Source organism: Citrifermentans bemidjiense Bem, assembly GCF_000020725.1.
Taxonomy (GTDB): Bacteria; Desulfobacterota; Desulfuromonadia; order Geobacterales; family Geobacteraceae; genus Geomonas; species Geomonas bemidjiensis.
Genome location: NC_011146.1, coordinates 3,489,575 through 3,515,488, shown reverse-complemented (window position 1 = coordinate 3,515,488; position 25,914 = coordinate 3,489,575). Strand labels below are relative to the sequence as shown.

Here is a 25,914-nt window from a genome sequence, read left to right as displayed (position 1 = left end):
ATGCGATTGATCGACTCTTTCATGCCGCTCATAGCTTTCGTGGTCGACTTCCGCGCCGCTTGCCGCGACACGCCCCGCAGTTACCAGGAGGTAAAGGGGGATATTGCGCAGTTGCTGCTGCAGGCGGAGCAGGCCTGCGACAAGGAAGCGGTCCCGAGCGACGAGTTCGACCTGGCCCGCTTTGCGGTCTGCTCCTGGGTCGACGAGACGCTCTTAGGTTCCGACTGGAGGGACAAGCAGCTCTGGCAGCGGGAGCAACTGCAGCGGCTTTATTACCGCACCACCGAGGCGGGGGTGGAGCTCTTCGAACGGCTGCAGGCGCTGGGGGCGCGGGGCGAGGTGCGGGAAGTCTATTACCTCTGCCTCGCCCTTGGCTTCAAGGGGCGCTATATCGGGCCAGGAGACGAGGCCAAGCTGGAACATCTGCAACAAGAGAACCTGAAGTTGCTGCTCGGGACCCCGGCCGGCATCCCGTCGCTGGAGCAGGGGGAGCTTTTCCCGGGTGCCCGTGCTCCCGGCCGTGAGAGTGCGGCACTTAAGGCTCCCTCTGGAATTTCCCCGCTGACCGCGATGCTGGTCGCAGCACCCATCATCCTGTTCGTGGCGCTGTTTCTCATTTACCGCTACCTGTTAAACGGCCTGGTACTTCCGGTCCTCTAGGAGAGGAGGTGCATCTTGAAGAAAGAGACCATCCTCATCTGCTGCAAGTACGTCCTTTTCGCCTCCGCCTTTTGCCCTTTCCTGGTGATCGCGTTCGTGATGTTTCCGCTCCTCACCTGGTCCTGGCGTATCGGCGCCTTTTTACCGTTTTTTGCCCTTGCCCTGTGGGGGACTTTGGTTCTGATCAAAAAGGGGGTGCTCCTGGCGAGGGGCCGGCGGCAGGCGCCCGCAGCGGTGAACCCTCCGCAACCAGGCAAGGAAGGGGAGGCGCAGGATCCGCTCGCCGACCTGCAGCAGCACTGGGCGGGCGGGCTGGAGATCTTGCGGCGGTCGCACCTGAGCCGGGAGGGAAACCCGCTCTACGTGCTCCCCTGGTTCCTGGTACTTGGCGAGGCGGGATCCGGAAAGAGTGCCGCCCTCAAGGACGCCCGGCTTTGCTCCCCATTCCCCGGGACGGAGCAGGGTACGGCGCCGACCAGCAGTTGCCGCTGGGTGTTCTACGACCAGGGGGTGCTGCTGGACACAGCCGGGAGATACGCCGTCCCGGCGGCAGCGGAGCGAGACGATGCGGAGTGGCGCCGGCTTCTGTGGCTGTTGAAGAAATACCGGCACGAAGATCCTCTCAACGGCGTGATCCTGACCCTCCCCGCGGACAAACTGGCAAGGGGGGCGCAAGAGGAACTGGAGAACTATGCGCGTGCGCTGCGAGCTCGAATCGATGAAATGATCCGCCTGCTCGGGATCAACTTCCCGGTCTACCTCCTGATCACCAAATCCGACCTGATCGAGGGGATGGAGCCGTTTTGCGCGGCACTCCCCGCCTCGACGCTCAATCAGCCCATGGGGCTGGCGAAGGAGGAACTGTCGACCGGCCTGTCCCTGTTCATGGAACGTTTCTCCCTGGGGCTCGACGAAGCGTTGAGGCGCCTGCGCCTGATCCTTTTGCAGCACAGGGAAGCTGGAGCCGGCGCCGCGAGCTTGCTGCTCCCCGACCGGATCCGGGGCCTGTACGCTCCGCTGAACGCCTTCGTGCAGGCGGCATTCGGGGCAAACCACTACCAGGAGACGCCCCTGCTGCGCGGCATCTACTTTTGCAGCGCCAACCCTGCGAAAACCCCGCTGGCGTCCGGCGAGCCTTCCCCATCCGCACATCCGCTTTTCCTGCATGAGTTTTTCGAGAAGGTTCTCCCTGGCGACCGGGGGCTGTGGGCTCCGGGAGCGCAGGCCCTAAAACGGCAGAGGGTGGTGCTTAATTGGGCACTCACTGGGTGGGGCCTGACCGGACTCGCATTGTGCCTGATGCTGAGCTATTCCTTCGCGAAAAACATAAGGGTGATTCGGGACGCGTCACAGCTGGTGTCGCGCACGCAGGAACTGCAGGGAACGGTCCCGATTGATTTGCCGGCAATGGGACGTTTGAGCGGCATGATTTCCGAGGTCGAGCAGCAGAACCGGGAGTGGTGGGTCCCGCGGTTTGGCCTCAATCGCAGCAAAGAGATCGAGTTGGAGCTTAAAGCCCGCTTTTGCAGCGGCTTCCGCGACCGCTTCCTGGTTTTTTTCGACCGCAGCCTTGCCGATACCGTTTCCAGTTTTTCCCCCAGTACCCCGGACCAGCTCTTTGGAACCTGCGTGATGCACCTCAGCCGACGCTGCAATTTGCTGAAGGCTCGGCTCGAAGGGGAGAACTCGCAACTGCTGGCGTCACGGCCGCTCCCCGACTACCCGTTGATATTGCTGCCCCAGCAAGCCGGCGGCCCCGCCTTTGGAAACCTCTACCTCGACTACCTCAATTGGCGCGCCGATCGCGAAGGGATCAACAAGGAGCTGGAGTGGCTGCAATTGCTGCTGAAACAGGCCTACCTCGTGAAGGGAAGCGACCTTTCCTGGCTTTTGGAGTTCGTGGACCGCCTGCACCCCGAGGCGGCGATAACGCTGCAGCAGTTTTGGGGCGGGTCACGGCCGCTGCCGCAAGAGCCGGCGATCCCCCCGTCGCTGACTGCCAAAGGAAGCGAGCGGATCCGCTCGATGCTCGCTCAGATAGCTGCCGCTCATCCCGAGCCGGGGATACTGGCTAGGGAGAAGGGAGAATTCGAGGCTAGGTACCGCGCCGCCTGTTTCACCGCGTGGCAGCGGTTCGCCTGGGAATTCCCCAAAGGGGACCAGCGCCTGGTGGCGCCCAAGGAGTGGCGCTATGTCGCTGCCAACATGGCGAGTGACAAAGGTCCGTACCTCAGTTTCATGAGGAGGGCCCTGGCGGAACTTCAGCCTCTGGCCGGCGCCGGCCATCTTCCCCCCTGGGTGATGCAGATGTACCGTTTCCAGCTGTTAAGGGCAGCGGGACCTGCTGCCGGCGTCGCAGCCTCAATGGCACCCGCGGCCGACGGCGTAGCCGGCCGCCTGCAGAGGTTGGCAACCAGGAAGGGTAGCGGTCCGGACGGGGTTCAGGGCGCCGATGTGACCAGGGAATATCTTGATGCGTTGGCTCGCGTTGCCCCTGTCGCAAAATCAAGATCGCTCGCGCTCCAGATGGCGCGGGAGGCGTTCGCCAACACTCAGGAACAAAGCAAGTCTCCTCTTTTCCTTGCCGCCGATGCCGCTCAGAGGCTAAACGCCCTCCTGATCCAGGCCGATGGCGACGACACTTTCTTGCGACTGGTTTCCGGGCCCATCGCCTTTTACGGGACCTTCGTCAGGATGGAGACCGCTTGCGAGCTGCAGGCCCAGTGGGAAGAGAAAGTGCTGAAGGAAGTGCAGGGGGCAAACGACGCCCAGACGCTGCAATACCTCTTGGGCAAGGACGGCCCTGTCTGGCGTTATGTCGGCCAGTTCGCTGATCCATTTCTCGGGTGGAGCCCCGGACGCGGTTACTATGCCCGGTCCGCCCTGGGGGGTGCGGTTCCCTTCAGCACCGAGTTCTATGCCTTCCTGGCCAAAGGAGCGAAAACGAAGATCGCTGCCTCCGCCCCCTCAAGGGGGAGCTACCAGGTCACCATCAAGGGGCTTCCCACCGACGCCAACGCTGAGGCGCGCGTGAAGCCGCAGGGGACCCGGCTCGAACTGCAATGCGCGGCCGGTTCGCAGGTGATCTCCAACATGAACTACCCCGTGAGCAGGCCCTTCGTCTGGTCGCCCGACAGTTGCGGCGACGTGCTGTTCCACATCGATATCGGCGACACGGTCCTCACCAGGCGTTATTCCGGGACCCGCGGGTTTGCCGCATTCCTTAAAGATTTCCCCGGCGGCAGGCACACCTTTTACCCCAGCCACTTTCCAGCCGAACGCGAGGCTTTGGAGAAAATGGGGGTCCGCTTCATCAGGGTGAACTACCAGATCTTCGGCGCCGGCGACATCTTTGAAGGGCAAGGGGAGACGCTCCCCGGACGGGTACCCCAGAAGGTAGCGGAGTGCTGGGATTGAGGAGACTGTCATGCAAGACGTAACAGTGGACGAACTGCTGGCCCCCATCAGCACGGAAGCGCCGGCGGGAAGCGATCTGCGCTACACAACCTTCTACGAGGAGATAATGGAGGCCCGCAGAAGCGATGATGCCGTAGCGCTCGGGGACTGGCGCCATGATGTAAAGGCTGCCGACTGGAACAAGGTGATCAAGCTCTGCGTCGCCGCCCTTTCCACCAAGAGCAAAGACCTGCAGATAGCGGTCTGGCTTTGCGAGTCGCTTATCGTGGTCGACGGTTTTCCCGGTTTGGATGCGGGGTTGCGCCTGCTCAAGGAACTGATGGGAAGATACTGGGATTGCTTTTACCCGGTAAGCGGGGACGAGGACCTGGAATACCGGGCAGCTCCGTTGGACTTTCTGAACGAGAAGGTGGCCACGCAGCTAAAAAGGATCCCTCTCACTGACCCTTTGGTGACGCCGGGTTACTCCTGTCTCAAATGGGAGGAGTCCCGCCGTGTCGGCTATGAGGCCGAGACCAGGAACAGTTACGGCGAAGTGGAGGAGGAATGGAAGCAGCGCCGGGATGCGCGCATTTCGGAGGGAGGGCTCACCGCCGAGGAATTCGATGCCGCAGTGGAAAAATCTCGCGGCACCTTTTCAGAGCAGCTTCTGGAAAGCCTCAAACGCTGCGAAGAGAGCCTGCAGGGGCTGGAATGGGGGGTCGAGGCGAAGTGGTTCCCCGCGCCGGCACCGAGCCTGGCCGCTTTGGGGGCGGCCATGAACAGTTGCCAGATGCTGGCAAGGAAGTGCTACGGCGTCGAATCTCCTCCCCAGGCAAATGAGCCTGAAGCAAAAGGCAGCGAAGTACAGGGGACGGAAGAGAAGGAAACAGCAGAGGTGGCGCCGCCGGCGCTCAGGCAGCCAGACGGCATCGCCGGCGTATCCCGTCCCGGCGCTGCGCAGCAACAGGAGAGCTCGCTTTGGGGTGAAGGGCTCGCCCTGCTGGAGGCGGGACATCTCGAACAGGCGCTGACCATGCTGCTTTACACCAGCAACAGCTGCGAATCCACCAGAGACCGCAACCGGATCCGCCTCCTGATGGTGAAGCTCTGCCTGAAAGCAGGAAGGGGGGATCTGGCCAGGCCGATAGTGGAGGAGTTGCACGACATGATCGAGGAGTTGAAGCTGGAGCGTTGGGAGTCGCCGGTGTGGATCGCGGAGGTACTGCACGCCTACTACCAGTGCCTGCAGGCGGGCGAGCTTCCGGATGAAGACCTAACCTTGTCGCGGGTCCTGTTCAAACGGATCTGTTCCCTCGACGTCACCAAGGGGATCCCTTACCGGATCTGAATTCAACAAACAAAAGGAGAGACCATGGCAAAGTCCGAGAGCCTGCAACACAAGTTGGAACGCGTGCGGGCGCCCCGTGTCCGCATCACCTACGACGTGGAGACCGGGGGCGGCATCGAGATGAAGGAGATTCCTTTCGTGGTGGGGGTGCTTGCCGACCTGTCGGGGAAGCGGGATCAACCCCTGCCGAGGCTGAAGGAGAGGAGCTTCGTGGAAGTCGACCGCGACAACATCGATTCGGTCCTGGAGGGGATGCGGCCGAGAGCGGCATTCCGGGTTCCGAACCGGCTGGTGGAAGACGGCTCCCAACTCGCCGTCGACCTTAGTTTCACAACTCTCGATGACTTTCATCCAGAGAAGGTGGCCCTGCAGGTGGAGCCGCTCCGAAGACTGGTCGAGGCGCGGAAGAGGCTCTCGGATCTGCTTGCGAGGCTCGACGGCAACGACCGGCTCGAACAGTTGCTGCAGGAGGCGCTGTCCAGCCCGGATGCGCTGAAACTCATCTGTGAGGAGGCGAAGTGCGCCAAGGAACCAGACACTGAGAGCGCCGGATAAAGGGGGGGATCATGGGAGAGCAAGATAGGGAACCGGAAGTACTGTACGCGGAGCCGCTACCTGCGGGAGGCCTGCTGGAGCTGATAATCCAGGAAGGGCGACTTGCCCGCGGCGTCTGTCGCCGTGAGCATGCAGTGGACCTTGTGGGCGAACTGGCGCAGCAGGTCCTTGAGGGGGGGATGACGGTGAGCCGCGACACGGAACAGATGATCAACCAGAGGATCGCCCAACTGGACGCGCTCATCTCCGCGCAGGTTAACGAGATCATCCACCATCCCGAATTCCAGAGGTTGGAAGCCTCCTGGCGCGGCCTTGACCATCTCGTGCACCAAAGCGAGACTGGAGCCAACCTGAAGATCAGGGTTCTGAACGTCTCGCGCCGGGACCTAGTGCAGGACATGGAGAAAGCGGCAGAGTTCGATCAGTCCGCCCTGTTCAAGAAGGTGTACGAGGAGGAGTTCGGCAGCTACGGCGGGGCTTCCTACGGTTGCCTGGTGGGTGACTTCGAATTCGGCAACACGCCGCAGGATCTTTCGCTTTTGACACGGATATCCGAGGTCGCGGCTGCCGCGCACGCACCGTTATTGACCGCAGCGTCTCCTTCCCTGTTCAACATGGAGACCTTCGGCGAACTCGACCGGCCCAGGGACTTGGCCAAGATCTTTCAAGGGCCGGAATACGCCAAGTGGAAATCCTTCCGCATCTCGGAGGACGCCCGTTACGTGGCCCTTTGCCTCCCCCGGGTGCTGATGCGGCTCCCCTACGGACCCGACGCCGATCCGGCTGAACTATTCCAGTTCAATGAGGATGTGGACGGCACCGAACACGGCAATTATCTCTGGGGCAATGCAGCCTATTGTCTGGCCGAACGGGTGACCGAAGCTTTCGCGAAATACGGCTGGACCGCGGCGATCAGGGGAGTGGAAGGTGGCGGTCTTGTGAGCGACCTGCCGGTGCACTGCTTCAAAACGGGGGAAGGGGAAGTAGCCCACAAGTGCCCGGCTGAGATTGCCATCACCGACCGGCGCGAAAAGGAGCTGGCGGACCTGGGCTTCATCCCGCTGGTCCATTGCAAAGGGACCGACAACGCCGCGTTCTTCAGCGCCCAAAGCGCACACCGTCCCAAGAGCTACGACTCCGATGCGGCCAACGCGAACGCAAGGCTCTCGGCGCAGTTGCAGTACATTCTCGCCGTCTCGCGATTCGCGCATTACCTGAAGGCGCTGATGCGCGACAAGGTCGGCAGCTTCGACACCAGGAAGAACGTGGAGGACTACCTCAACCGCTGGATCAGCAACTACGTGCTTCTGGACGACGACGCCGGCCAGGAGATGAAATCGCGCTACCCACTGCGGGAGGCCCGGGTGGAGGTTTTCGAAGATCCCGCCAAGCCCGGTGCCTACCGCGCCGTCGCTTTTTTGAAGCCGCACTTCCAGCTTGACGAACTTACCGTCTCGCTGAGGCTTGTGGCCAGCCTGCCGGCACCGGCAAGAGAATAAGGAGGATAAGCCATGGCATTTGACGCGTTCCTGAAAATAGAAGGGATACCGGGGGAGAGTACGGACGACAAGCACAAGGAATGGATCGAGATCCTTTCTTACAATTTCTCGGTGATGCAACGCCCCTCCGGTTCGGCGAGCACCTCCGGCGGCGCTTCCTCCGAAAGGGCGACCTTCTCGGACTTCAACATCGTGAAGGCGCTGGACAAGGCGTCTCCGAAGCTTTTCGAAGCCTGCGCCACCGGCCGGCACATCCCCACCATCACGCTGGAACTGTGCCGGGCAGGCGGAGACAAGCTGAAGTACATGGAGTACAAGCTCAGCAACGTCATCATCAGCATGAACCGCCCCGGCGGCACCTCGCACGCCGACGAAACCCTCCCTCTTGAAGAGATCTCCTTCAACTACGGCAAGATTGAGCTGGCCTACACCCATCAAAACCGCGCCGACGGTTCGAGCGGCGGCCAGATTGCCGCCGGCTGGAACCTCGAAAGCAACAAGAAGGTTTGAAGGTGACAGCTCGCAGGGGAAATACCCCCTACCTGAAAAGATCGTTGCTGGACAGGCTCATTGCTGCTCCGGCACGCAGTGGGCCTGTCCAGGCCGGGGCGGGAGTCTTGGGTGACATCCTGGACTCCCTGCTTCGCGACCTGGAAAACCTTCTCAACACGAGGAGAAGTGTCCCGCTCGCGCCGGACTGCAGGCAAGAGTCGCAGAAGTCCGTTCTCAGCTACGGCACAAGGGATTTCAGCACGCACAACCCACGCACGGCCTTGGCCAGAGAGCAGATCCGGCTGGAGATACAGAGGTTGCTGCTGTCGTTCGAACCTCGTCTTAAAGAGGCAGTGGTTCGGCTCGATGTCCTCCCAGAATCGGACCGGACCCTGCAGTTCAGGATCGAGGGGGTCTTGATGGTCGAGCCGCAGCCGGCTCCGGTTAGCTTTGCTACTAGCTTCGACAGCAACAGCGGCGCCTACTCCGTCTTCAAGTGAGAATTAAATGGGTGATGACTTTCTAGACTATTACGAAAAGGAACTCAGCTTCATTCGCGAGATGGGGAGCGAGTTCGCCAGGAAATATCCAAGGATTGCGGGAAGGCTTCTGCTTGAGCCGGACAGGTGCGAGGATCCGCATGTCGAGAGGCTCATCGAAGCCTTTGCCCTTATCTGCGCGAGGATGCACAAAAAGCTCGACGACGATTTCCCACAGATCACGCAGTCCCTTCTGAACGTTCTTTACCCGCACTGCACAAACCCCATACCTTCTCTGTCGGTGGTCAGATTCTCTCCCCTGATGAAGAACGTTCCTGACACCGGCTACCTGATCCCGAAAGGGACGACCATGTTTTCCCGGGCGCTCGACGGCGTTCGCTGCCGGTTCGCCACCGCCTACCCCGTGACGCTCTGGCCTATGGAAGTGGTGCATGCTGAGCTAGCGGATCAGGTCATCACCATAAGGCTGAAGCTGCACAACAAGGTAACCTTCGCGCGCTTACCCTCCGACAGCGTCCGTTTCTACCTCAATGGGCAGCGCCAGCACACCTTTCAGCTCTACGAGCAGTTGCTCAATAACGTCTCCCGCATCGAATGCGTGGCGGTTGGGAAAAAGATTCCCCCGGTAGCGATGACGAAGAACTGCATCCGCCCGATGGGATTTGATGAACAGGAAATGCTGCTCCCCTTCCCAAGGCAGTCGTTCAAGGGGTACCGCCTGCTGTTGGAATACTTCGCCTTCCCGGAAAAGTACCTCTTCCTGGAAGTGGCGGGACTCTCCTCTGCGCCCCTCGGTGATTTCGGAGATGCCCTGGATCTGATCATACATCTCGAACACGCAGCCGAACCTTCCTTTCCTGTCAGCGCCGATACCTTCTGTCTAAATGCCACCCCCGCCGTAAACCTCTTCAGCAAAATCGCCGAGCCGATCAGGATCGAGCACCGTCAGGCAGAGTACCGGGTAGTCCCCGATTTACGGTCCCCCGAAGCGATGGAGATCTTCAGCATCGACCGAGTAAGCGGCATATCGGATACGCCCACCCCGGTCACCAGGGTCTACCGCCCGCTCTATGAAATTACCCGTCTCGACTGCGGAAGCAGCGACAACATCGAAGGGGTTTGGTGGCTAATGCAGCGCAAGGCTTCAGGAATAGCTGGGGATAGCGGCACCGAGGTGTTTCTTTCTTTTTGCGATCTCGCCTCAGATCCCGCCGATCCGCCAGATGAAACCGTGACCCTGCGGCTGACCTGCAGCAACCGGGATCTTCCCGGCACGCTTCCGTGGGGGGATCCGGCTGGCGATTTCGATATCGAGGCTGCTGCGCCGGTCGAAGCGATCAATGCCGTGGTCAGGCCGACGGCTGTGCGTCGTCCCGCCTTGTCCGGGGCTTCGCAATGGCGGCTCATCTCGCATCTTTCCCTCAACCATCTTTCGCTTCTGGAATCTGAGGGGGCAGCGCTCAAGGACATGCTGAGGCTGTACGACTTCGAGGATTCACCCGCGACACGACAGCAGATAAATGGAATCGTGTCGGTCACATCCAGGCACGTCACCAGGAGGATCGGCGCTCTTTTTTGTCGTGGCGTCGAAGTCACCATCGAGTTCGACGAGCGGCAGTTTGTCGGGAATGGGGTCTACCTTTTCGCCTCAGTCCTGGAGAGGTTCCTGGGAGAGTACGTTTCGCTGAATTCCTTCGTGCAACTCGTCGCCAAAAGTCGCCAACGTAAGGAGGTCATGAAGAAATGGCCGCCCAGGAACGGGGACCGGGTGCTGCTGTGACAGGAGGTGAGGTGATGCATTCAGCCGGGACCGAAGAGTGTCCAAAAATAAGAAAGCGCCTGTTGCTGGAGTTTCACCGCTACTCCTTTTTCCAGGCGGTGAATTATCTGGAACGAAGCCGGTTGGAGGGGCGCGATCTCGGGCAGGCCTTGAGTCCGAAAGAGGAGCCGGTCCGCTTCCGCGCCCGCACCGGCTTTTCGTTTCCCGCCAGCGACATAGCGAACCTGGAGGAGGGAAGGGACGGAGCTCCCCCGCAGATGGAAGTGGCGTTTATGGGAGTGGTCGGGCCGTCGGGAACGCTTCCTAACTGGTACCACGAACTGGCGCTGGAGCGGGGTCGGGCGAAGGACCCGGCGATGATAGCCTTTTACGATCTCTTCCATCACCGGCTCATCTCGCTGTTTTACCTTGTCTGGAAGCGAAGTCGTGTCATGCCTGGCAAGAAGAGTGACCATTCGGACCGCTTTTCCAACTATCTCCTCAACATCATCGGGCTGGGAACACCGGGACTAGCCGGGGTCTGCTCTCCTGGGGGGGTACCGCTTTTTTTCTGTGGACAGATCTCCCGAAACATCCCCACCGCTGGAATGGTAGCTGCGGTGGTGCAGTACCAGCTAGGCCTGGCGGCGGAAGTGGAGCAGTTCGTCCCCAGGCTGATCACTTTGGAGCCGGAGGACAGGACGATCATTGGAGAAGGCAATTGCGAGCTTGGTAAAAATGCGAGCTGCGGCGGCGAAGTATGGGAGAGCCAGACAACCTTCCGCCTCTGTCTCGGTCCCATGTCGCTTCGAGAGTTCAACGACATGCTCCCCGGGGGGGGAAGGCTAACCTCGTTAGTCGCGTTTGTCAGGTATCTGGTAGGCGTGGAGTACGAGTTCGAGGTGCGGCTGGTTTTAAAGAAGGAAGAAGTCCCAACGTTGATGCTGGGAGAAGCAGGACCGGATGCGCCAAGGCTTGGCTGGTCCATGTGGATGAAGGCGCCGGGGACGACGCTGTCTGACGATCCTTACGTGACACTGCGGGAAGTCTATGCAACCAGCCACTGAAATTGTGTAAGAGGAGCGGTCATGCTTGCAGATCCGATTAAGGCTGTTCTGGCACCACGCCTTGCGAGGATGAAGTCTCAGGAATTGAAGCGTGCCGCGGCGGGCAAGACGGACGCCATGCGTCAGCACGAATACATGGTGGCGCGGGAATCGATCCTCGGAGATCTATCATCGATGCCTGTTTCCACCACGCAGGAGTGCATAAGAAACACGAAAGCGGCGCGGCGCAAGGAGAGACTTGACCTGGTAAGCAGAGAATTAGTCGCCTGCCCGAAGCATGCAACGGAAGCGGTCCGGCTGCGCAAGGATATGGACGAGGTGGAGAACATGCGGTGTGCGAAGCACGTCTACTTGGCCAACGATCCAAAAGCGCCCCCCGAACTGCGCGATAACCCGCCCCCGGGGTTTTTGAAGCCAACACAGGAAGAATTGAAGAAGATTGGACTTGACCAGGAGATGCTCACACCGACTAAAAGCAATTTTAGAGCTGCCATATATATCAAAGACCCAACTGTTTGGGGTAAGGACCCGAAACCTAGCGCAGTGCTCTCCTTAAGAGGTTCGACGCCGGAAGAGGAGGATTGGGAAAACAACTTCAATCAGGATGCTAACAAGGAGGCACCTTACTACAGGAATGCAGTGCAAATGGGAAATATGCTGGCCGCCGTAAAAGCTAGCGTACATATCGTCGGACATTCATTAGGTGGTGGTTTAGCTAGTGCCGTCCAAGGTGGGAGTGGGCTTACAGCATCTACTTACAATGCAGCCGGTCTTCATCCTGCTACGGTTGCACGTTACTCCCAAGATACCGAACATGTGGCGGCCGAGGCAGAAAAAATAACAGCCATTCGATTGAAAGGTGAGGTGCTGACCAAAACGCAAGAGGAGTTTTTGGGTTCTAAAGGTTTATCACTCATTGCCAATGATGCCGCAGGCACCAAGCACGATGTTACGCCCTCTCATGACCAAGCTTCTTTTCGCAATCTTAAGAAGACCGGATACATACCGAGCGAAGAAAGCTATGACACCTACTTGCATGGAATGGACGAAGTAATAGCAGCGACAGAGAAGAGTAAGACCTCCGACGAAGCAACTATGAGAAGCTGCAAGGAGAATAGGAGTGGATAAAATGTTGACTTCTTTCTTTAGTGGCTCATGGAGCTGTTTTAAACTAATAGGAGTTTTTTTTATGATGACAACCTATGCAAATGCAGGGCCTTCCTTCAGGTTGAATTCGCCGCAGTACTATTTCAACGATCCAAAAACACTGGAGCTGTTGGGTGCGGCTTTGAAAGGCGATACTGCAAAGACTAAAGACTGTGTCGGGAAGGGAGCCAATCCGAACGATGAGGGGCCAGTAGACAATGATTACAAGCGCCTACGCCTGTTGCACTATGCTATTGCAGCGAAGAACCCTGGCGCCGTTGGGATTTTAATAGATGTGGGGGCTGATCCTGAAATGGTCGCACTTGGTAATGGGGCAGCATTTCAGTTCGTGAGCACACTTGAGGATATGGACATGTTGAACTTTCTTCTTGATCTTTGTCCAATCAGTACATTGTCAAGGATAAGTATAAAAAAATTGATGTTCGACTCGGTCATCCAGCCTTGTCTTCCCTGTCTGGATGTTCTCCTAAAACGTGGTGTACCAATCGATTTTCCTGACGATGCCGAGTATACGGTATTGATGCGGGCAATGGATTGTCAGGACTACGACATGGCTCAGTGGCTTGTGTCGCGCGGTGCCTCCGTACAAGTAGAGGCTTATAACGGCATGACCCCGGCTTATTTGATTCAGTTTCACCTGAATAAGTACAAGGTCGGCAGCCCCACCTATAACAAGGTGCTTCGTTTAAAGGAAATGATGCAAGAGCGAGGCGCTGTTTTCCCTCCACTTACACCTGCAGAAGTAAGGGCAAAGCGGGGAATAAAAGAAGATCCAAGATTGTATCAGCACTAACTCTCGCAGCGTTCAGACCTACATTTCCGCGCAAACAGGGACCTCCATGGCCTACACGCAGGAAAATAAACTTATCTCTATAGTGACTCCGCTGGGCCCTGACGTGTTGTTACTGACGGCATTTAGCGGAGCAGAAAGCATCTCGAAGATGTTCAACTTCGAGCTCTCGATGGTCTCTGAAAACCATGGAGTTTCTTTCGATGGGATCATCGGCAAAGGCGTGACCGTTACCATCCAATTGGCAGACGGCGGCAAGCGTTACCTCAACGGAATCATCTCCAGCTTCTCGCAAGGCAGAGGCGGAGGAGGAGAGGGGACCGACGCGAGGTTCAGCTACTACCGCGCCACCATAGTCCCTTGGTTATGGGTGCTGACCAAAAGGTCCGACTGCAGGATTTTTCAAAACCAGTCGGCGGTTGAGATCGTGCAGGAAGTATTCAAAGGCCACGGTTTCAGCAACTTCCGCCTTGAGCTTCGTTCCAGTTACACCCCCCGTGAATTCTGCGTCCAATACCGTGAAACCGACTACAATTTCGTCTCGCGCCTGCTTGAGGAGGAAGGCATCTTTTACTTCTTCGTGCACGAGGCCGGCAAGCACACGCTGGTACTTGCCGACACTCCCGGAGCACATAAGCCATGCCCCGGGCAAAATACCGCGTCCTGCCAACTAAGCGCCAGTGCCGTCAGGGATAAGGATGTGATCACCTCGTTTGAAATCACCAGGCAACTCGGCGCCTCCAAGTACATCATCAACGACTTCAACTTCAAAGTACCGAAAGCAGGTCTCGCTGTCGAAGTGAAGGGGACGGACAAACGACAGGTCGGGAATCGCGAGATCTATGAACAGCCGGGAGGCTATGACAACAAAGCGGCCGGCGATTCATTGGCGAAAGTGCGTATGGAAGAAGATGAAGCGCATTCTATAGAGATCGCCGGTACTAGTGACTGCCGCAGTTTTACCTCCGGTTTCCGGTTCACCCTCAAAGAGCATCCTCGCAAAGATCTGAACGCACAAGATTACCTACTGGTGTCGTTGCAACATCAGGCAACCGAAGGGTACGGAGATGCCGGCGGGGCTTCCTACGAGAACAGCTTCAATTGCCTGCCTTACAATGTCCCCTACCGCCCGCGTCGCCATTCACCCAAGCCTGTCATCCATGGCACCCAGACCGCAATCGTTGTCGGGCCGCCAGGAGAAGAGATCTACACCGACGAATACGGCAGAGTCAAGGTGCAGTTCCACTGGGACCGAGCTGGGAAAAGCGACGACAAAAGTTCCTGCTGGATCAGGGTGAGCCAGACCTGGACAGGGAACGGTTGGGGAGCGCTCCAGGTACCTCGCGTAGGTCAAGAGGTTGTGGTGGATTTTCTGGAAGGGGATCCCGACCGCCCCATCATAGTCGGGCAGCTCTACAACGGGGTGAACCTGCCGCCGTACTCCCTGCCTGCGCACAAAACAAAAAGCTGCACCAAATCGCACTCCTCCCCCAAGGGTGAGGGCTTCAACGAAATCCGGTTCGAGGACAAAAAAGGTGAGGAGCAGCTCTTCATTCACGCGGAAAAGCAGCAGGACAACCGGGTAAAAGGTGACTCCCTGGAATGGGTGGGGGAGGATCGTCATCTGATCGTAGTGAGGGACCAGTACCGGCAGGTTTCAGGAGACCAGCATTTCACTGTGGCAGGAGACCGCAACGAGAAAGTGACGGGAACAGTATCAATCACCGTCGGCGCAGACCTGCAGCAAAAGATCGGCGGAAAACATGCGCTGGCCGCAGGAGAGGAGATCCATCTCAAAGCCGGGACGAGACTTATCGTTGAGTCAGGGACCAGGATCTCTCTCAAGGTCGGCGGCAGTTTCATCGACATCGGCCCGGCCGGTGTGAGCATAGTCGGGCCCTCAGTCCTCATCAACCAGGGGGGGACAGCCGGGTTCGGTTCCGGAGCAAGTCCCGACCTGCCGCGGCCGCCGAAAGAGGCGGACAGATCCGTTGCCGCAAAAGCTGAAGGGACCATGCGCGGCAAACCGCCAGAAGTAGGCGCCCAGGCGGCATCACTTAGATCGGCAGCAGGAGACCACAAGATGTTTTGCAATGTCTGAGAACCGGAAGCTGCCGGTCCGTGAGACTGGAGATCATGAAAAACATCACGCTGAATGCCTTGAAAACAGAGCTCTTCTCCGGCGAGCCCGCCACCGTCTTTGCCATCCTGGATGGGGCGACGGTTTCTGGCCTGACGCAGTATCTGTCAACCTTCAGTCCTCGGCACGTCTGCCTATACCCCGGTGAATTGGACCCTGATATGGCGGAGGTAGCTCCCTATCTTGCGTTATTGGAGCCCGATGCCGCGTTTACCGACTGGCTTTTGCGCTACGGGTGGGGGAGGGGATGGGGGATCTACGGGAAAACCGCCAGCCGGTTCAGTGAACTGCGCAGCCACTTCAGGCGCCTGGCGAAGGTGGCGGATCAGACGACAGGCAGGGCGCTTTACTTTCGATTTTACGACCCGAAGGTGCTGCAACTCTACTTGCTTGGGTGCAGCCCTCCTGAATTGCACCAATACTTCGGTCCGGTGCAGCAGTACCTCGTCGAGGATGACGAGCCGACCCGGCTGACCAGGATGCACCTGGTCGATAACGAGCTGCGACAGGACTCTTTATCCTTCGGATAGCCCGAACAGGAGAAGACGATATGGACATCAGATCCGAAAAAATAGAAGAATTGGCGCGTGCCGCTTTTTTGGCCAAATTGGATGCCGCGTTCACACGGGACCTGCAGGACTACGTGCTGATAGATCAGGCCGAGCGACACCAGTTTCTGACACTTGCCATGGCAATGGCAGGGGCGAGGGGACTGGTTTCCGAGCAGGGGATAGCTTCCTACGCTCTGGCTCTGTGGTATCTGGGAGTCGATTTCGTAGACAAAAGCGTCGAGCTAAAGGCACTGCTTGCCGGTCCATTGCCAGAGGTACGCAAAATCCACGCTATGAACAAATGGGTGGAAACCGTGATAGGTGACCCCGAGAACATAGCGGCAGCCGACCAGGCACTATTCATGGCCCTCAAGCTCAGCGAGCCATGGGGCAGATAGATTTTTTTCTCCCTCCCTCACAATTACATGTTGACACAGAGAAACATTCCCTTTATAAGTGATAACAGTTTTCATTATCGTGAAATTTGCTTTCCAGCCTAGGTGATTGCCTTGGCGGGGGCATCTCTGAGTCATGCGGTAAGTCGCTATGACTTGAGCAGACTCAGTGGAGGGATTATGGCTGCAATAGGGAAGAGGGAAGATCGTCGTTGGGCACAGACGGAACCGACTGTGGCAGCGGTTGCTGCACGCTCGGCAAGACCTGGTTGGCAGGATTTCTCCCCGCTTTATACCGAAGACCGCGACTGTCTCGCCTCTTTCCTGGCATTGGAGCTGGCCGAGGTGCTGCAGGAAGCCAAGCCCGCCAACCTCGTCTGCCTCGCCAACAAGCGCCGCTCCTGCGGACGGAACCTGTACCTGCTCTGGAAGGAGCATGGCCAGGCGCTCATCGAGGCCAGCGGGCTGAAGGTGCGTGTGTTGGCCGACCGTGGTAGCTCGGTGCTTCTGCTGCTTTACTCACAGTCCGCGTTGGGGGCTTTGCTGGATCAAAAAAGCGTACGTGTGATTCTGCAAAAGGCGGGATATCCCGAGCCGGACCGGTTCGAAGCGGTGCTGTCGGAACTGGAGCACCGGGTCGAGGGAGAGGGGTTCCCCCACGAGATCGGCGTGTTCCTTGGCTACCCGCTGAAGGACGTGGTGGGGTTCATGGGATGGGCACCGCTCTCTTTCACCTGCCAGGGCCCCTGGAAGATCTTCGGAAACCCCGTGCCCAGCCTGGAACTGGCGGAAAATCATCGCAAGTGCCGCTGCGACATGTCGCTGCAGCTCGCTTCCGGTTGCAATCCGCTCGACTGCCTGAAGGGGACAGCACACCGTGCTGAATCGACGCCGAACCAGCAGCTTTTTATATCAGCAGCTTGAAAGTGGATGTCAGAACCGTTCAGCGCGCTGGCGGTTTTTGAAAGGAGGACGATATGTGCATAGCTCTTATTGGCGGCATGGACCGCTTAGGCAAACATTATCAGGAAGAGGCGGAGCGGGCGGGCATCTCGCTGCAGGTATTCAGCAGCTCCCAGACCAACATCGCAGCCAAGCTCAGGAAAGCCGACGCTATGGTCATCTTCACCAACAAGGTGTCGCACCGGGTGAAGATTGAGGCGATGCAGGTGGCGAAGGCGATGGACATCCCTGTCTTCATGCACCATGCCTGCGGAGTCTGCACCTTCAGAAATTGCCTGAAGTGCATCGCAAACCGGCAACAGTGATTACGCCTCCCGGGATCCATTCCGGCCCAGTTATGTCTTCATATCGGCAGCGGAATATGGTAGGAGTATCGGGTTCTCAAATCCTCTCCTACCCGGGGTGATATGCACACGAGCCGGTTCGGCACATTTCAGAAAACGATCGGCAGTACTCTTGCGGCTGCGTTGATCACTGCGTTTGCTATCTTCTGCCTCGATGTACCTCTGGCGACGTTCGTAAAGAACCATCTCTACGCCAACACTTCGTGGTCGAAGCTCACTTCCGACATGCCGGACTTGCTGCTGGTGATGGTGCTCTTTTCCATGCTGGCTTCACTGTCGGCATACCTGGTGAGGTCGAGGCGAGGCCTTTACGACGCTACCACCTTCTTCTGCCAACTGGTGCTGTGGGTAGCCCCACTGTCTTACCTGGCCAAGATGGTGCTGAAGATCGCCTTCGGTCGCATCAACACCAGGTATTGGCTGCAGCATCCGGATCTTTACGGCTTCTACTTCTTCCAGATGCGGGAGAGGTGCGACGGCTTCCCCTCCGGCCACATGCTCGTCATAGTCGCCATCATTGCCGCCGTCTGGCGCTTTTACCCCAAGACCCGCCCCCTTTGCCTCTTAACTGGCACCCTCCTTGGCTGCGCCCTGATCGCGACCAACTATCACTTTCTGAGCGACGTTATTGCCGGTGCTTCCATAGGGATCGCGCTGGAGGCGATATGCTGCCGCCTGCTGATACGCGAGCCGCTGCAACTCCCCGCGGACCGCTGCTGAACCTGGTAACCGCGGCCCCTGCAGGCCCGTCCAGCGCACCTTTTAGGACAGCGCCGGCCGCTTTTTCCCTTGCATCTGCTGCCGAATTCCCTTATATTTCAACAGCACATCAATGACATAAAACCGCTTAAACCAACGATTCGTACAGATGCGGGACCGCAGTCGGGGTCCGCGTTCCTATAACGCAATGGAAAGGGTTTAGCCGCCGACGGTTAAGCCCTTTTTGTTTGAGCAACACAGGTCAGGGAGGCCCAATGCAAAAAAGAGTATTAGCGGCAGGAGACATGGTCGATTCGCAGTGCACGCGGTGCAAGGCACTTCTCAACCACACCATCATCGCCATGGTGGACGGACAGGTGGTCAGGGTGAAATGCAATACCTGCGGCAGCGAACACAACCATCGCCCTGCCAAAGAGCCGAAGGTTGCGGCGGCGAAGGCGCCCAAGGCGGCTAAAGAGGCTAAAACGCCTCGCGCCCGGTCGGTAAAGGCACCGGCCATCTCCGACGAGGCTGTCTGGGAAGAAATGATCCGTCCGCTCGACCCGGATCTCGCCGTCCCCTATAGCATGGAGGGGAAATTCCGGGCCAACACCCTTCTCACGCATCCGACCTTCGGCATAGGCGTCATAGCCTCCTCGCAGGCAGGGAAAATCGAGGTTGTCTTCAAGGAGGGCCGCAAGCTTTTGAGAAGCGCCTGCTAGAGTAACCGGCAAATACACAAAAAGGGGATGGAGCCCTCGAAGTTCCATCCCCTTTCTTTTTCCCGGCAGAAAATTTCCCTGCCCTTATTTCTTCACCCTGAACCCCGCCTTTTCCCACGCCGACTGCTCGTTCACCGGCTTTTCTTTGGGCTGCGGCTTCCTGACTTCGGCGCTCTTCGGCGCCTTCTCGGGCTCCGCCTGCTTGATCGAGAGCGAGATCCTCTTTCTCTCCGGATCAGCCGAAAGCAGCTTTACCTTCACGATCTCCCCGACCTTGACTGCATCGTTGGGGTCCTTGGTAAAGCGGTGCGAGAGCTGGCTTACGTGTACCAGCCCGTCCTGGTGTACCCCGATGTCCACGAAGGCGCCGAAGGCGGCGACGTTGGTCACCACCCCCTGCAGGATCATCCCCTCCTTCAGGTCGGCGATGGTCACCACGTCCTCTCTGAAGCTCGCGCTCTGGAACTGCTCGCGCGGGTCGCGCCCCGGTTTCTTAAGCTCCGCCAGGATATCGCGCAGCGTCGGAATGCCGATGGTGTCGGTCACGTAGCGCTCGATCCTGATTCCGGCCGAAAGACCCGGGTCCGCCACCAGTTGCGACAGGCTCACCCCGAGGTCAGCCGCCATCTTCTCGACCACCGCGTAGTTCTCCGGGTGTACCGCAGTATTGTCCAGCGGGTTCTCCCCACCCCGGATCCGTAAAAAGCCCGCCGCCTGCTCGAACGCCTTCGGACCGAAGCGCGCGACCTTTAGGAGCGACTGCCGCGACGCGAAGGCTCCTTGCTCGTCCCTGTGCCTGACGATGGCCCGCCCCTGCCTTTCCGAGAGGCCGGCGACGTAGGAGAGCAGGGCCCACGAGGCGCTGTTCAAGTCGACGCCGACGAAGTTGACGCAGGATTCCACCACCGCGTCCAGCGCCTTTTTCAGCAGGGTCTGGTTCACGTCGTGCTGGTACTGGCCCACCCCGATGCTCTTGGGGTCGATCTTCACCAGTTCGGCGAGCGGGTCCTGTAGCCTGCGGCCGATGGATATGGCGCCGCGGACGGTCAGGTCGAGTTCGGGGAACTCCTCCCTGGCGATCTCCGAGGCGGAGTAGATGCTGGCGCCCGCCTCGTTCACCATCACCGTCTCCGCCTTTATCCCCGCCTTCCTCAATGCGTCGCGCACGAAGATCTCGGTCTCGCGCCCCCCGGTGCCGTTGCCTATGGCAATGAGAAGGCAGTCGTTGCGCTGCACCATCCCCGCCAGTTCGGCGCCGGCCGCCTCCGCCTTGGCTCCGCCTGTGTGCGGGTAGATGGTGACATGCTCCAGAAAGCGCCCGGTCTCGCTGATCGCGGCGAGCTTGCAGCCGGTTCTAAGGCCCGGGTCGATCCCCAGCACCCGCCTCCCTCCGGCCGGCGGCAGGAGCAAAAGGTTCTTCAGGTTCTGCGCGAAAACGGCGATGGCCGCCTCGTCTGCGCGGGTCTTTGCCTCAAGCCGCAGTTCCACCTCGATCGAGGGGGCGATGAGCCGCTTGTAGGCGTCGGCTGCCGCCGCTTCCAGGATCCCCTTGAAGATGCTCTCCCGTTTGACCAACGCCCCCTTCAGCCTCCCGACGATCTCCTCTTCCGGCGCCAGCAGGGCGAGCCTTAAGACGTCTTCCTTTTCGCCGCGCCGCATGGCGAGCATGCGGTGGGACGGTATCGACTTCAGCGGCTCCTGGTAGTCGTAGTACATCCGGAACTTGCCGTCTTTGTCGGCCCCTTCGCCGATCAGCAGCGAGCCGAATATCCCCTGCTCCCTGGTAAGGTCGCGCACCATGCCGCGCAAGTCCGCGTTCTCGCTCAACTGCTCGGCGATGATGTGTGCAGCCCCTTCCAGGGCGGCCTCTGCGTCGGGTACGCCCAACTCGGCGTTGATAAAAGGAGCCGCCGCCTCAGCCGGGCTTCCCGTGGTCAACTCCTGCGCCGCGATCAGTTCTGCCAGGGGCTCCAGCCTCTTCTCCCGCGCGATGGTGGCCTTGGTGCGGCGCTTCGGCTTGTAGGGGAGGTACAGGTCTTCCAGGTCGGTCTTCTTGCGGCAGCTCGCGATGCGAGCCGAAAGCTCCGGGGTGAGCTTTCCCTGCTCCTCGATACTTTTCAGCACCGTCACCTTGCGCTCGGACAGCTCGCGGTGATAGATCAGCAGGTCCTCGATCTGGCGGATCTGGACCTCGTCCAGTTCTCCGGTCTGCTCCTTCCGGTATCGCGCGATGAAGGGAACCGTTCCCCCCTCGTTCAAAAGTGCCACCGTCTGGAGCACGCCGCCGCGCGGCAGCCCGCTTTCTTCGACTATGATTTCAAGCAATTGAGGTGTGTCTGTTGCGTGCATGGCCACTGGTTATCCTCCCAAAAAAAGAGGGTACTTCTTACACTCTTTGGGCCTTTCGGGCAAGAACTTTCCCAAAGCGCCGTACCCCAGCCACGGCTGGCTCATCCCGCCCCTCCGCCACAAAAAGCACTGCTGAATGCCCCGGCGCACTCTCGTTACAGGCATTTCGCTGCAGCCTCATCTGCGCCCGTACCGGCTCCTTGCACACCTTTCACGGCAGTAACCGCATGGCGCCCCTCTCACGCTTCTTGACCGGATTCGCGAAAACCGCTATTCTGGCCCAATTTTAAATGAGAGGACTATCTATGGGCCGTCCGAGTTGGGATGAATATTTCATCGAAATCACACGCCTGGTAGCCAAACGCTCCACCTGTCTCAGGCGGCAGGTGGGGGCGGTGCTGGTCAAGGACAAGAACATCCTTGCCACCGGTTACAACGGTGCACCCTCCGGGACCGCCCATTGCCTCGACATAGGCTGCCTCAGGGAGAAGATGGGGATCCCGTCCGGCGAGCGCCACGAGCTTTGCCGCGGTCTCCACGCCGAGCAAAACGCCATCATACAGGCGGCGAAGCACGGCACCTCCATCGAGGGCGCGACCCTTTACTGCAACACCATGCCCTGCATCATCTGCTCGAAGATGGTGATCAACTCCGGCATCAAGCGCGTGGTGTACCTTTCGGGATATCCCGACCAGTTGGCCGAGGAGATGATCCGTGAATCCGGTGTCCTCGTCGAGAAATACGAGGAGCCCAAGCCATGAAATGTCCCTTCTGCAATTTTTCCGACAGCAAGGTAGTCGACTCCCGCCCGGACAAGGGGGGCGCGGCGATCAGGCGCCGGCGCGAGTGCGAGTCGTGCGGCAAGCGCTTCACCACCCATGAGCGCGTGGAGGAGGTTCTCCCCCTGGTCACCAAGAGGGACGGCAGGCGCGAACCCTTCGAGCGCATGAAGCTCGTCAACGGGATCCAGAAGGCGTGCGAGAAGCGGCCGGTCTCGGTGGAGACCATCGAGAAGATGGTCGACCGCCTGGAGACGCGCCTGCAGGAAAGCGGCGAGAGGGAGATTCCCACCACCACCTTAGGCGAATGGATCATGTCGGAATTGCACGGCGTCGACCAGGTGGCCTACGTCCGCTTCGCCTCGGTCTACCGCTCCTTCAAGGACATCAACGAATTCATGGAAGAACTGCAGGACCTGCTGAAAAAGTAGCGGGGGGACATGGCCGATCTACACCTTAAAATGATGCGCCTGGCGCTTGCCGAGGCCAGAAAGGGAATCGGCAAGACGGCCCCCAACCCCGCCGTCGGCTGCGTCATCGTCCGTAACGGCGAAGTGGTCGGGACCGGCTGGCACAAAAAGGCGGGGACTCCGCACGCCGAGGTGCATGCCTTGAAGGCGGCCGGCGATAAGGCGGCCGGCGCCGACGCCTACGTTACCCTTGAACCCTGCTCCCACTTCGGCAAGACCCCCCCCTGCGCCAAAGCCCTCATCGAGGCCCGTGTGGCGCGCGTTTTCGTCGCCATGGTCGACCCCAACCCGCTTGTTTCCGGGCGGGGGATCCAGATGCTCAAGGACGCGGGGATAGCAGTCGAAGTAGGCCTTTTGAAAGAGGAGAGCCGCGAGCTGAACCTCCCCTTCATCAAGTGGATCCAGACCAAGCTACCTTACGTGGTGCTTAAGAGCGCCCTCACCCTGGACGGCAAGAGCGCCACGGCAAGCGGCGACTCCAAATGGGTGACCAGCGACCGTGCCCGGCGCGAAGTGCACCGGTTGCGCGGGCGCCTCGACGCCATCATGGTCGGTGTAGGCACCGTGGTGAAGGACGACCCGCTTCTAACCTGCAGGGTTCCCGGCGGCAAAGACCCGCTGCGGGTGATCGTCGACTCGACCCTCAGGATACCGCTGCACGCCGCGATCCTCGGCGTCAAGTCGAAAGCCGAAACCGTCATAGCCACCTGCAGCTGCGACCATGCAAAGATGGAAGCACTCAAGGCCCACGGGGTCGAGATTCTCACCTGCTGCGAGAGCGATGGGCGAGTCGATCTTGCCGACCTCTTCGAAAAGTTGGGTGCGCGCGGCGTGCAGTCCGTGCTGCTCGAAGGTGGGAGTCACTTGGCCGGGGCCGCTCTTCGTGCCGGGCTCATCGACAAGTGCATGATCTTTCTGGCGCCGAAGCTCGTGGGAGGAGCCGGCATGGGGCTCTTCGCAGGGGAGGGGGCGACGCTCATGGCGGACGCCATACGGCTGGAGCAGGTGAGGGTGAAGCGAGTGGGAGTCGACCTCCTGGTGGAAGGCGTCCCCGTAAAAACAAAAAGTCAGAACCCCTAACAAGGAGAACATCTGAGAAAATCTGAGCACAGGCAACAGCCCGAGAGAGTCAAAGTCTCAAGGTCTTGTTTCTCTCCGGTTGTTGGCGTCTCAGATGTCCTCAGATTTTCTCCGTGTTAATGGTTTAAGAGGTTTTTTCATGTTCACAGGTCTGATAGAAACAGTAGGCGAGCTCGTCTCCATCGAGAAGCGCGGCGCCTCGGGTAGCCTCACGGTGAAGACGTCGCTGCCGCTGGACGAAGTCGCCATCGGCGCCTCGATCGCCATCAACGGCGCCTGCCTCACCGTGGTCCGCAAAGGGGGCGGAGCGGTGACCTTCGACATTTCGCCCGAAACCATCGACCGCACCGGCTTCAAGAACCTGAAAAGCGGCTCACCGGTCAACATGGAGCGCGCCATGAGGCTCTCCGACCGCCTGGACGGGCACCTGGTCTCCGGCCACGTCGACTGCGTCGCCACCGTCATCGAGCGGCGGGAGGTCGCCGGCAACATCGTCTTCTCCTTCCGTTTCCCGCCCCAGTACGGCAAGTACATCGCTGCCAAAGGCTCGGTCGCCATCGACGGCATCAGCCTCACCGTCAACTCCGCCGGCCCCGACAGCTTCAGCATCAACGTGATACCTCACACCGCGGCAAAGACTACGCTCATCGGGAAGCGCGTGGGGGACGAGGTGAACATCGAGACGGACCTTTTGTGCCGGTACCTCGAACGCTTGCTGGCGGGTAGGGAAACAGGCGGCGAAGGAGTGACGCTGGACCTGCTGGCAAAAACCGGGTTCCTGTAACGGCTTTCTCTTTCACTTTGCCCCTTTTTTTGTTATGGTCGACGATCTAGATTCAGTTACGGGAGCGGGTGCATCCATCCCGACCCAGAGGAAGAGAGGTTAAACCCATGTCTGTTGCAAGCATAGAGGAAGCGATTGAGGAGATCAGGGCCGGCAGGATGGTCATCCTCGCGGACGACGAGGACCGCGAAAACGAAGGCGACCTCACCATGGCGGCCCAGTGCGTGACGCCTGAGGCCATCAACTTCATGGCGAAGTATGGCCGCGGCTTGATCTGCCTCACCATGACCTCGGAGCGTTGCGACCGCCTCGACCTGCAGCCGATGGTGCAGACCAACACCTCATCCTTCGGCACCGCTTTCACCGTTTCCATCGAAGCGAAGAAGGGCGTTACCACCGGCATCTCGGCGGCGGACCGCGCCCATACCATACTTACCGCCGTGGCACCCGACGCCACTGCTGCGGACCTGGCGCGGCCGGGCCACATCTTCCCGCTCAGGGCCCGCAACGGCGGCGTCCTGGTGCGCTCCGGGCAGACCGAAGGCTCGGTCGACCTGGCGCGTCTCGCCGGGGTGGAGCCTGCCGGCGTCATCTGCGAGATCATGAACGACGACGGCACCATGTCGCGCATGCCCGAATTGAAGAAGTTCGCCAAGGAGCACGGCATCAAGGTCTGCACCGTCGCAGATCTCGTCGCCTACCGCCTCAAGCACGAATCGCTGGTGCGCCGCTCGGTCGACGTGGCGCTCCCGAGCCAATACGGCAGCTTCCGCGCCGTTGCCTTCGAGAACGACATCGACAAGCTTGAGCACCTGGCCCTGGTCAAAGGGGACATCAAAGGCGACGAGCCGGTATTGGTGCGGGTCCATTCCGAATGCCTCACCGGGGACGTCTTCGGCAGCGTCAGGTGCGACTGCGCCGATCAGCTGCACAGCGCCATGGAGCGGATCGAGAAGGAAGGAACGGGAGTAATCCTTTACATGCGCCAGGAAGGGCGCGGCATCGGGCTCACCAACAAGCTCAAAGCGTACGCACTGCAGGACCAGGGGCACGACACGGTGGAGGCCAACCTCGCCCTCGGCTTCAAGGCGGACTTGAGGGACTACGGCATCGGCGCGCAGATCCTGGTGAACCTGGGCGTGAAGAAGATTCGTCTCATGACCAACAACCCGAAGAAACTCATCGGCCTTCAGGGGTACGGCATCAACATCGTCGAGCGTGTTCCCATCGAGATCGCGGCTTCCAAAAGCAACGAGAAATACCTGAAGACCAAGCGCGAGAAGATGGGACACCTGCTGGAAAACATTTGAAAAACAGATAAAAATAGATTGAGATTAAGATTAAGTAAACCTTCAGTCAGCTGAACATTGTCTGACACAGAAGATGAGTCCGACTTGCTCTA

24 protein-coding genes are annotated in these 25,914 nt (G+C 59.3%); 23 read left to right on the top strand and 1 reads right to left on the bottom strand.

Annotated elements, in window-relative coordinates; translation table 11 throughout:
• The 18 genes from GBEM_RS15200 (at position 1) to GBEM_RS15115 (ending at position 19,050) form a co-directional block, all read left to right on the top strand.
• Positions 1-660, top strand: a complete 660-nt coding sequence (locus tag GBEM_RS15200; protein WP_012531479.1) for a DotU family type IV/VI secretion system protein — start codon at positions 1-3, stop codon at positions 658-660.
• Positions 661-675: 15 nt separating this feature from the next.
• A complete protein-coding gene (locus GBEM_RS15195) occupies positions 676-4,077 on the top strand; it encodes a type VI secretion protein IcmF/TssM N-terminal domain-containing protein (protein ID WP_012531478.1) in 3,402 nt (1,133 codons plus the stop codon).
• A 10-nt stretch (positions 4,078-4,087) separates the two neighbouring features.
• Positions 4,088-5,407 carry a type VI secretion system protein TssA gene (gene tssA, locus GBEM_RS15190; RefSeq protein WP_012531477.1) on the top strand — a complete coding sequence of 440 codons (1,320 nt, stop codon included), beginning with the start codon at positions 4,088-4,090 and terminating at the stop codon, positions 5,405-5,407.
• Between the two features lie 24 nt (positions 5,408-5,431).
• Complete coding sequence (tssB, locus tag GBEM_RS15185; protein WP_012531476.1) at positions 5,432-5,962, top strand: type VI secretion system contractile sheath small subunit; 531 nt, start codon at positions 5,432-5,434, stop codon at positions 5,960-5,962.
• An 11-nt stretch (positions 5,963-5,973) separates the two neighbouring features.
• Positions 5,974-7,461: a type VI secretion system contractile sheath large subunit gene (gene tssC / locus GBEM_RS15180; RefSeq protein WP_012531475.1), complete on the top strand. Its 1,488-nt coding sequence runs from the start codon at positions 5,974-5,976 to the stop codon at positions 7,459-7,461.
• Between the two features lie 12 nt (positions 7,462-7,473).
• Positions 7,474-7,971, top strand: a complete 498-nt coding sequence (locus GBEM_RS15175; protein WP_012531474.1) for an Hcp family type VI secretion system effector — start codon at positions 7,474-7,476, stop codon at positions 7,969-7,971.
• A gap of 2 nt (positions 7,972-7,973) precedes the next feature.
• Positions 7,974-8,453, top strand: coding sequence for a type VI secretion system baseplate subunit TssE (tssE, locus tag GBEM_RS15170; protein ID WP_012531473.1), 480 nt, complete (start codon positions 7,974-7,976; stop codon positions 8,451-8,453).
• A gap of 7 nt (positions 8,454-8,460) precedes the next feature.
• On the top strand, positions 8,461-10,233 hold the full coding sequence (gene tssF / locus GBEM_RS15165; RefSeq protein ID WP_012531472.1) for a type VI secretion system baseplate subunit TssF: 1,773 nt from the start codon (positions 8,461-8,463) through the stop codon (positions 10,231-10,233).
• A 14-nt stretch (positions 10,234-10,247) separates the two neighbouring features.
• A complete protein-coding gene (tssG, locus tag GBEM_RS15160) occupies positions 10,248-11,279 on the top strand; it encodes a type VI secretion system baseplate subunit TssG (RefSeq protein ID WP_012531471.1) in 1,032 nt (343 codons plus the stop codon).
• 21 nt (positions 11,280-11,300) lie between these two features.
• Positions 11,301-12,407 (top strand): hypothetical protein, encoded by a 1,107-nt coding sequence (locus GBEM_RS15155; RefSeq protein WP_012531470.1) that lies wholly within the window; start codon positions 11,301-11,303, stop codon positions 12,405-12,407.
• A gap of 1 nt (position 12,408) precedes the next feature.
• Positions 12,409-13,239, top strand: coding sequence for an ankyrin repeat domain-containing protein (locus GBEM_RS15150; protein WP_041262811.1), 831 nt, complete (start codon positions 12,409-12,411; stop codon positions 13,237-13,239).
• 46 nt (positions 13,240-13,285) lie between these two features.
• Positions 13,286-15,337 carry a type VI secretion system Vgr family protein gene (locus GBEM_RS15145; RefSeq protein WP_012531468.1) on the top strand — a complete coding sequence of 684 codons (2,052 nt, stop codon included), beginning with the start codon at positions 13,286-13,288 and terminating at the stop codon, positions 15,335-15,337.
• Positions 15,338-15,372: 35 nt separating this feature from the next.
• Positions 15,373-15,906, top strand: a complete 534-nt coding sequence (locus tag GBEM_RS15140) for a DUF4123 domain-containing protein (RefSeq protein ID WP_012531467.1) — start codon at positions 15,373-15,375, stop codon at positions 15,904-15,906.
• Positions 15,907-15,926: 20 nt separating this feature from the next.
• Positions 15,927-16,325 (top strand): hypothetical protein, encoded by a 399-nt coding sequence (locus GBEM_RS15135; protein WP_012531466.1) that lies wholly within the window; start codon positions 15,927-15,929, stop codon positions 16,323-16,325.
• 177 nt (positions 16,326-16,502) lie between these two features.
• Positions 16,503-17,246 (top strand): DUF3793 family protein, encoded by a 744-nt coding sequence (locus tag GBEM_RS15130; RefSeq protein ID WP_012531465.1) that lies wholly within the window; start codon positions 16,503-16,505, stop codon positions 17,244-17,246.
• A 53-nt stretch (positions 17,247-17,299) separates the two neighbouring features.
• Entirely contained in the window at positions 17,300-17,590 is a 291-nt protein-coding gene (locus GBEM_RS15125; protein ID WP_012531464.1) for a DUF2325 domain-containing protein, read from the top strand.
• 162 nt (positions 17,591-17,752) lie between these two features.
• Positions 17,753-18,349: a phosphatase PAP2 family protein gene (locus tag GBEM_RS15120; protein ID WP_226373869.1), complete on the top strand. Its 597-nt coding sequence runs from the start codon at positions 17,753-17,755 to the stop codon at positions 18,347-18,349.
• Positions 18,350-18,603: 254 nt separating this feature from the next.
• Entirely contained in the window at positions 18,604-19,050 is a 447-nt protein-coding gene (locus GBEM_RS15115) for a hypothetical protein (protein ID WP_012531462.1), read from the top strand.
• A gap of 84 nt (positions 19,051-19,134) precedes the next feature.
• Here the strand turns inward: GBEM_RS15115 and GBEM_RS15110 are convergent, their stop codons facing one another.
• Positions 19,135-21,399 carry a Tex family protein gene (locus tag GBEM_RS15110; RefSeq protein ID WP_012531461.1) on the bottom strand — a complete coding sequence of 755 codons (2,265 nt, stop codon included), beginning with the start codon at positions 21,397-21,399 and terminating at the stop codon, positions 19,135-19,137.
• 305 nt (positions 21,400-21,704) lie between these two features.
• Between GBEM_RS15110 and GBEM_RS15105 the strand changes: the two genes are divergently transcribed.
• The 5 genes from GBEM_RS15105 (at position 21,705) to GBEM_RS15085 (ending at position 25,822) form a co-directional block, all read left to right on the top strand.
• A complete protein-coding gene (locus GBEM_RS15105; protein WP_012531459.1) occupies positions 21,705-22,160 on the top strand; it encodes a deoxycytidylate deaminase in 456 nt (151 codons plus the stop codon).
• Positions 22,157-22,609, top strand: coding sequence for a transcriptional regulator NrdR (nrdR, locus tag GBEM_RS15100; RefSeq protein WP_012531458.1), 453 nt, complete (start codon positions 22,157-22,159; stop codon positions 22,607-22,609). The genes GBEM_RS15105 and nrdR overlap by 4 nt, the downstream gene beginning before the upstream one ends.
• A gap of 9 nt (positions 22,610-22,618) precedes the next feature.
• Positions 22,619-23,728: a bifunctional diaminohydroxyphosphoribosylaminopyrimidine deaminase/5-amino-6-(5-phosphoribosylamino)uracil reductase RibD gene (gene ribD, locus GBEM_RS15095; RefSeq protein ID WP_012531457.1), complete on the top strand. Its 1,110-nt coding sequence runs from the start codon at positions 22,619-22,621 to the stop codon at positions 23,726-23,728.
• A gap of 139 nt (positions 23,729-23,867) precedes the next feature.
• Entirely contained in the window at positions 23,868-24,512 is a 645-nt protein-coding gene (locus GBEM_RS15090; RefSeq protein ID WP_012531456.1) for a riboflavin synthase, read from the top strand.
• 107 nt (positions 24,513-24,619) lie between these two features.
• Positions 24,620-25,822 (top strand): bifunctional 3,4-dihydroxy-2-butanone-4-phosphate synthase/GTP cyclohydrolase II, encoded by a 1,203-nt coding sequence (locus tag GBEM_RS15085; protein ID WP_012531455.1) that lies wholly within the window; start codon positions 24,620-24,622, stop codon positions 25,820-25,822.
• Positions 25,823-25,914 lie beyond the last annotated feature (92 nt).

Excerpts from the sequence above, each read along its gene's own strand:
- GBEM_RS15200 (WP_012531479.1), top strand. The coding sequence starts at position 1 with ATGCGATTGATCGACTCTTTCATGCCGCTCATAGCTTTCGTGGTCGAC.
- tssA (WP_012531477.1), top strand. The coding sequence starts at position 4,088 with ATGCAAGACGTAACAGTGGACGAACTGCTGGCCCCCATCAGCACGGAA.
- tssB (WP_012531476.1), top strand. The coding sequence starts at position 5,432 with ATGGCAAAGTCCGAGAGCCTGCAACACAAGTTGGAACGCGTGCGGGCG.
- tssC (WP_012531475.1), top strand. The coding sequence starts at position 5,974 with ATGGGAGAGCAAGATAGGGAACCGGAAGTACTGTACGCGGAGCCGCTA.
- GBEM_RS15175 (WP_012531474.1), top strand. The coding sequence starts at position 7,474 with ATGGCATTTGACGCGTTCCTGAAAATAGAAGGGATACCGGGGGAGAGT.
- tssF (WP_012531472.1), top strand. The coding sequence starts at position 8,461 with ATGGGTGATGACTTTCTAGACTATTACGAAAAGGAACTCAGCTTCATT.
- tssG (WP_012531471.1), top strand. The coding sequence starts at position 10,248 with ATGCATTCAGCCGGGACCGAAGAGTGTCCAAAAATAAGAAAGCGCCTG.
- GBEM_RS15155 (WP_012531470.1), top strand. The coding sequence starts at position 11,301 with ATGCTTGCAGATCCGATTAAGGCTGTTCTGGCACCACGCCTTGCGAGG.
- GBEM_RS15150 (WP_041262811.1), top strand. The coding sequence starts at position 12,409 with ATGTTGACTTCTTTCTTTAGTGGCTCATGGAGCTGTTTTAAACTAATA.
- GBEM_RS15145 (WP_012531468.1), top strand. The coding sequence starts at position 13,286 with ATGGCCTACACGCAGGAAAATAAACTTATCTCTATAGTGACTCCGCTG.
- GBEM_RS15140 (WP_012531467.1), top strand. The coding sequence starts at position 15,373 with ATGAAAAACATCACGCTGAATGCCTTGAAAACAGAGCTCTTCTCCGGC.
- GBEM_RS15135 (WP_012531466.1), top strand. The coding sequence starts at position 15,927 with ATGGACATCAGATCCGAAAAAATAGAAGAATTGGCGCGTGCCGCTTTT.
- GBEM_RS15130 (WP_012531465.1), top strand. The coding sequence starts at position 16,503 with ATGGCTGCAATAGGGAAGAGGGAAGATCGTCGTTGGGCACAGACGGAA.
- GBEM_RS15125 (WP_012531464.1), top strand. The coding sequence starts at position 17,300 with ATGTGCATAGCTCTTATTGGCGGCATGGACCGCTTAGGCAAACATTAT.
- GBEM_RS15115 (WP_012531462.1), top strand. The coding sequence starts at position 18,604 with ATGCAAAAAAGAGTATTAGCGGCAGGAGACATGGTCGATTCGCAGTGC.
- GBEM_RS15110 (WP_012531461.1), bottom strand. The coding sequence starts at position 21,399 with ATGCACGCAACAGACACACCTCAATTGCTTGAAATCATAGTCGAAGAA.
- GBEM_RS15105 (WP_012531459.1), top strand. The coding sequence starts at position 21,705 with ATGGGCCGTCCGAGTTGGGATGAATATTTCATCGAAATCACACGCCTG.
- nrdR (WP_012531458.1), top strand. The coding sequence starts at position 22,157 with ATGAAATGTCCCTTCTGCAATTTTTCCGACAGCAAGGTAGTCGACTCC.
- ribD (WP_012531457.1), top strand. The coding sequence starts at position 22,619 with ATGGCCGATCTACACCTTAAAATGATGCGCCTGGCGCTTGCCGAGGCC.
- GBEM_RS15090 (WP_012531456.1), top strand. The coding sequence starts at position 23,868 with ATGTTCACAGGTCTGATAGAAACAGTAGGCGAGCTCGTCTCCATCGAG.
- GBEM_RS15085 (WP_012531455.1), top strand. The coding sequence starts at position 24,620 with ATGTCTGTTGCAAGCATAGAGGAAGCGATTGAGGAGATCAGGGCCGGC.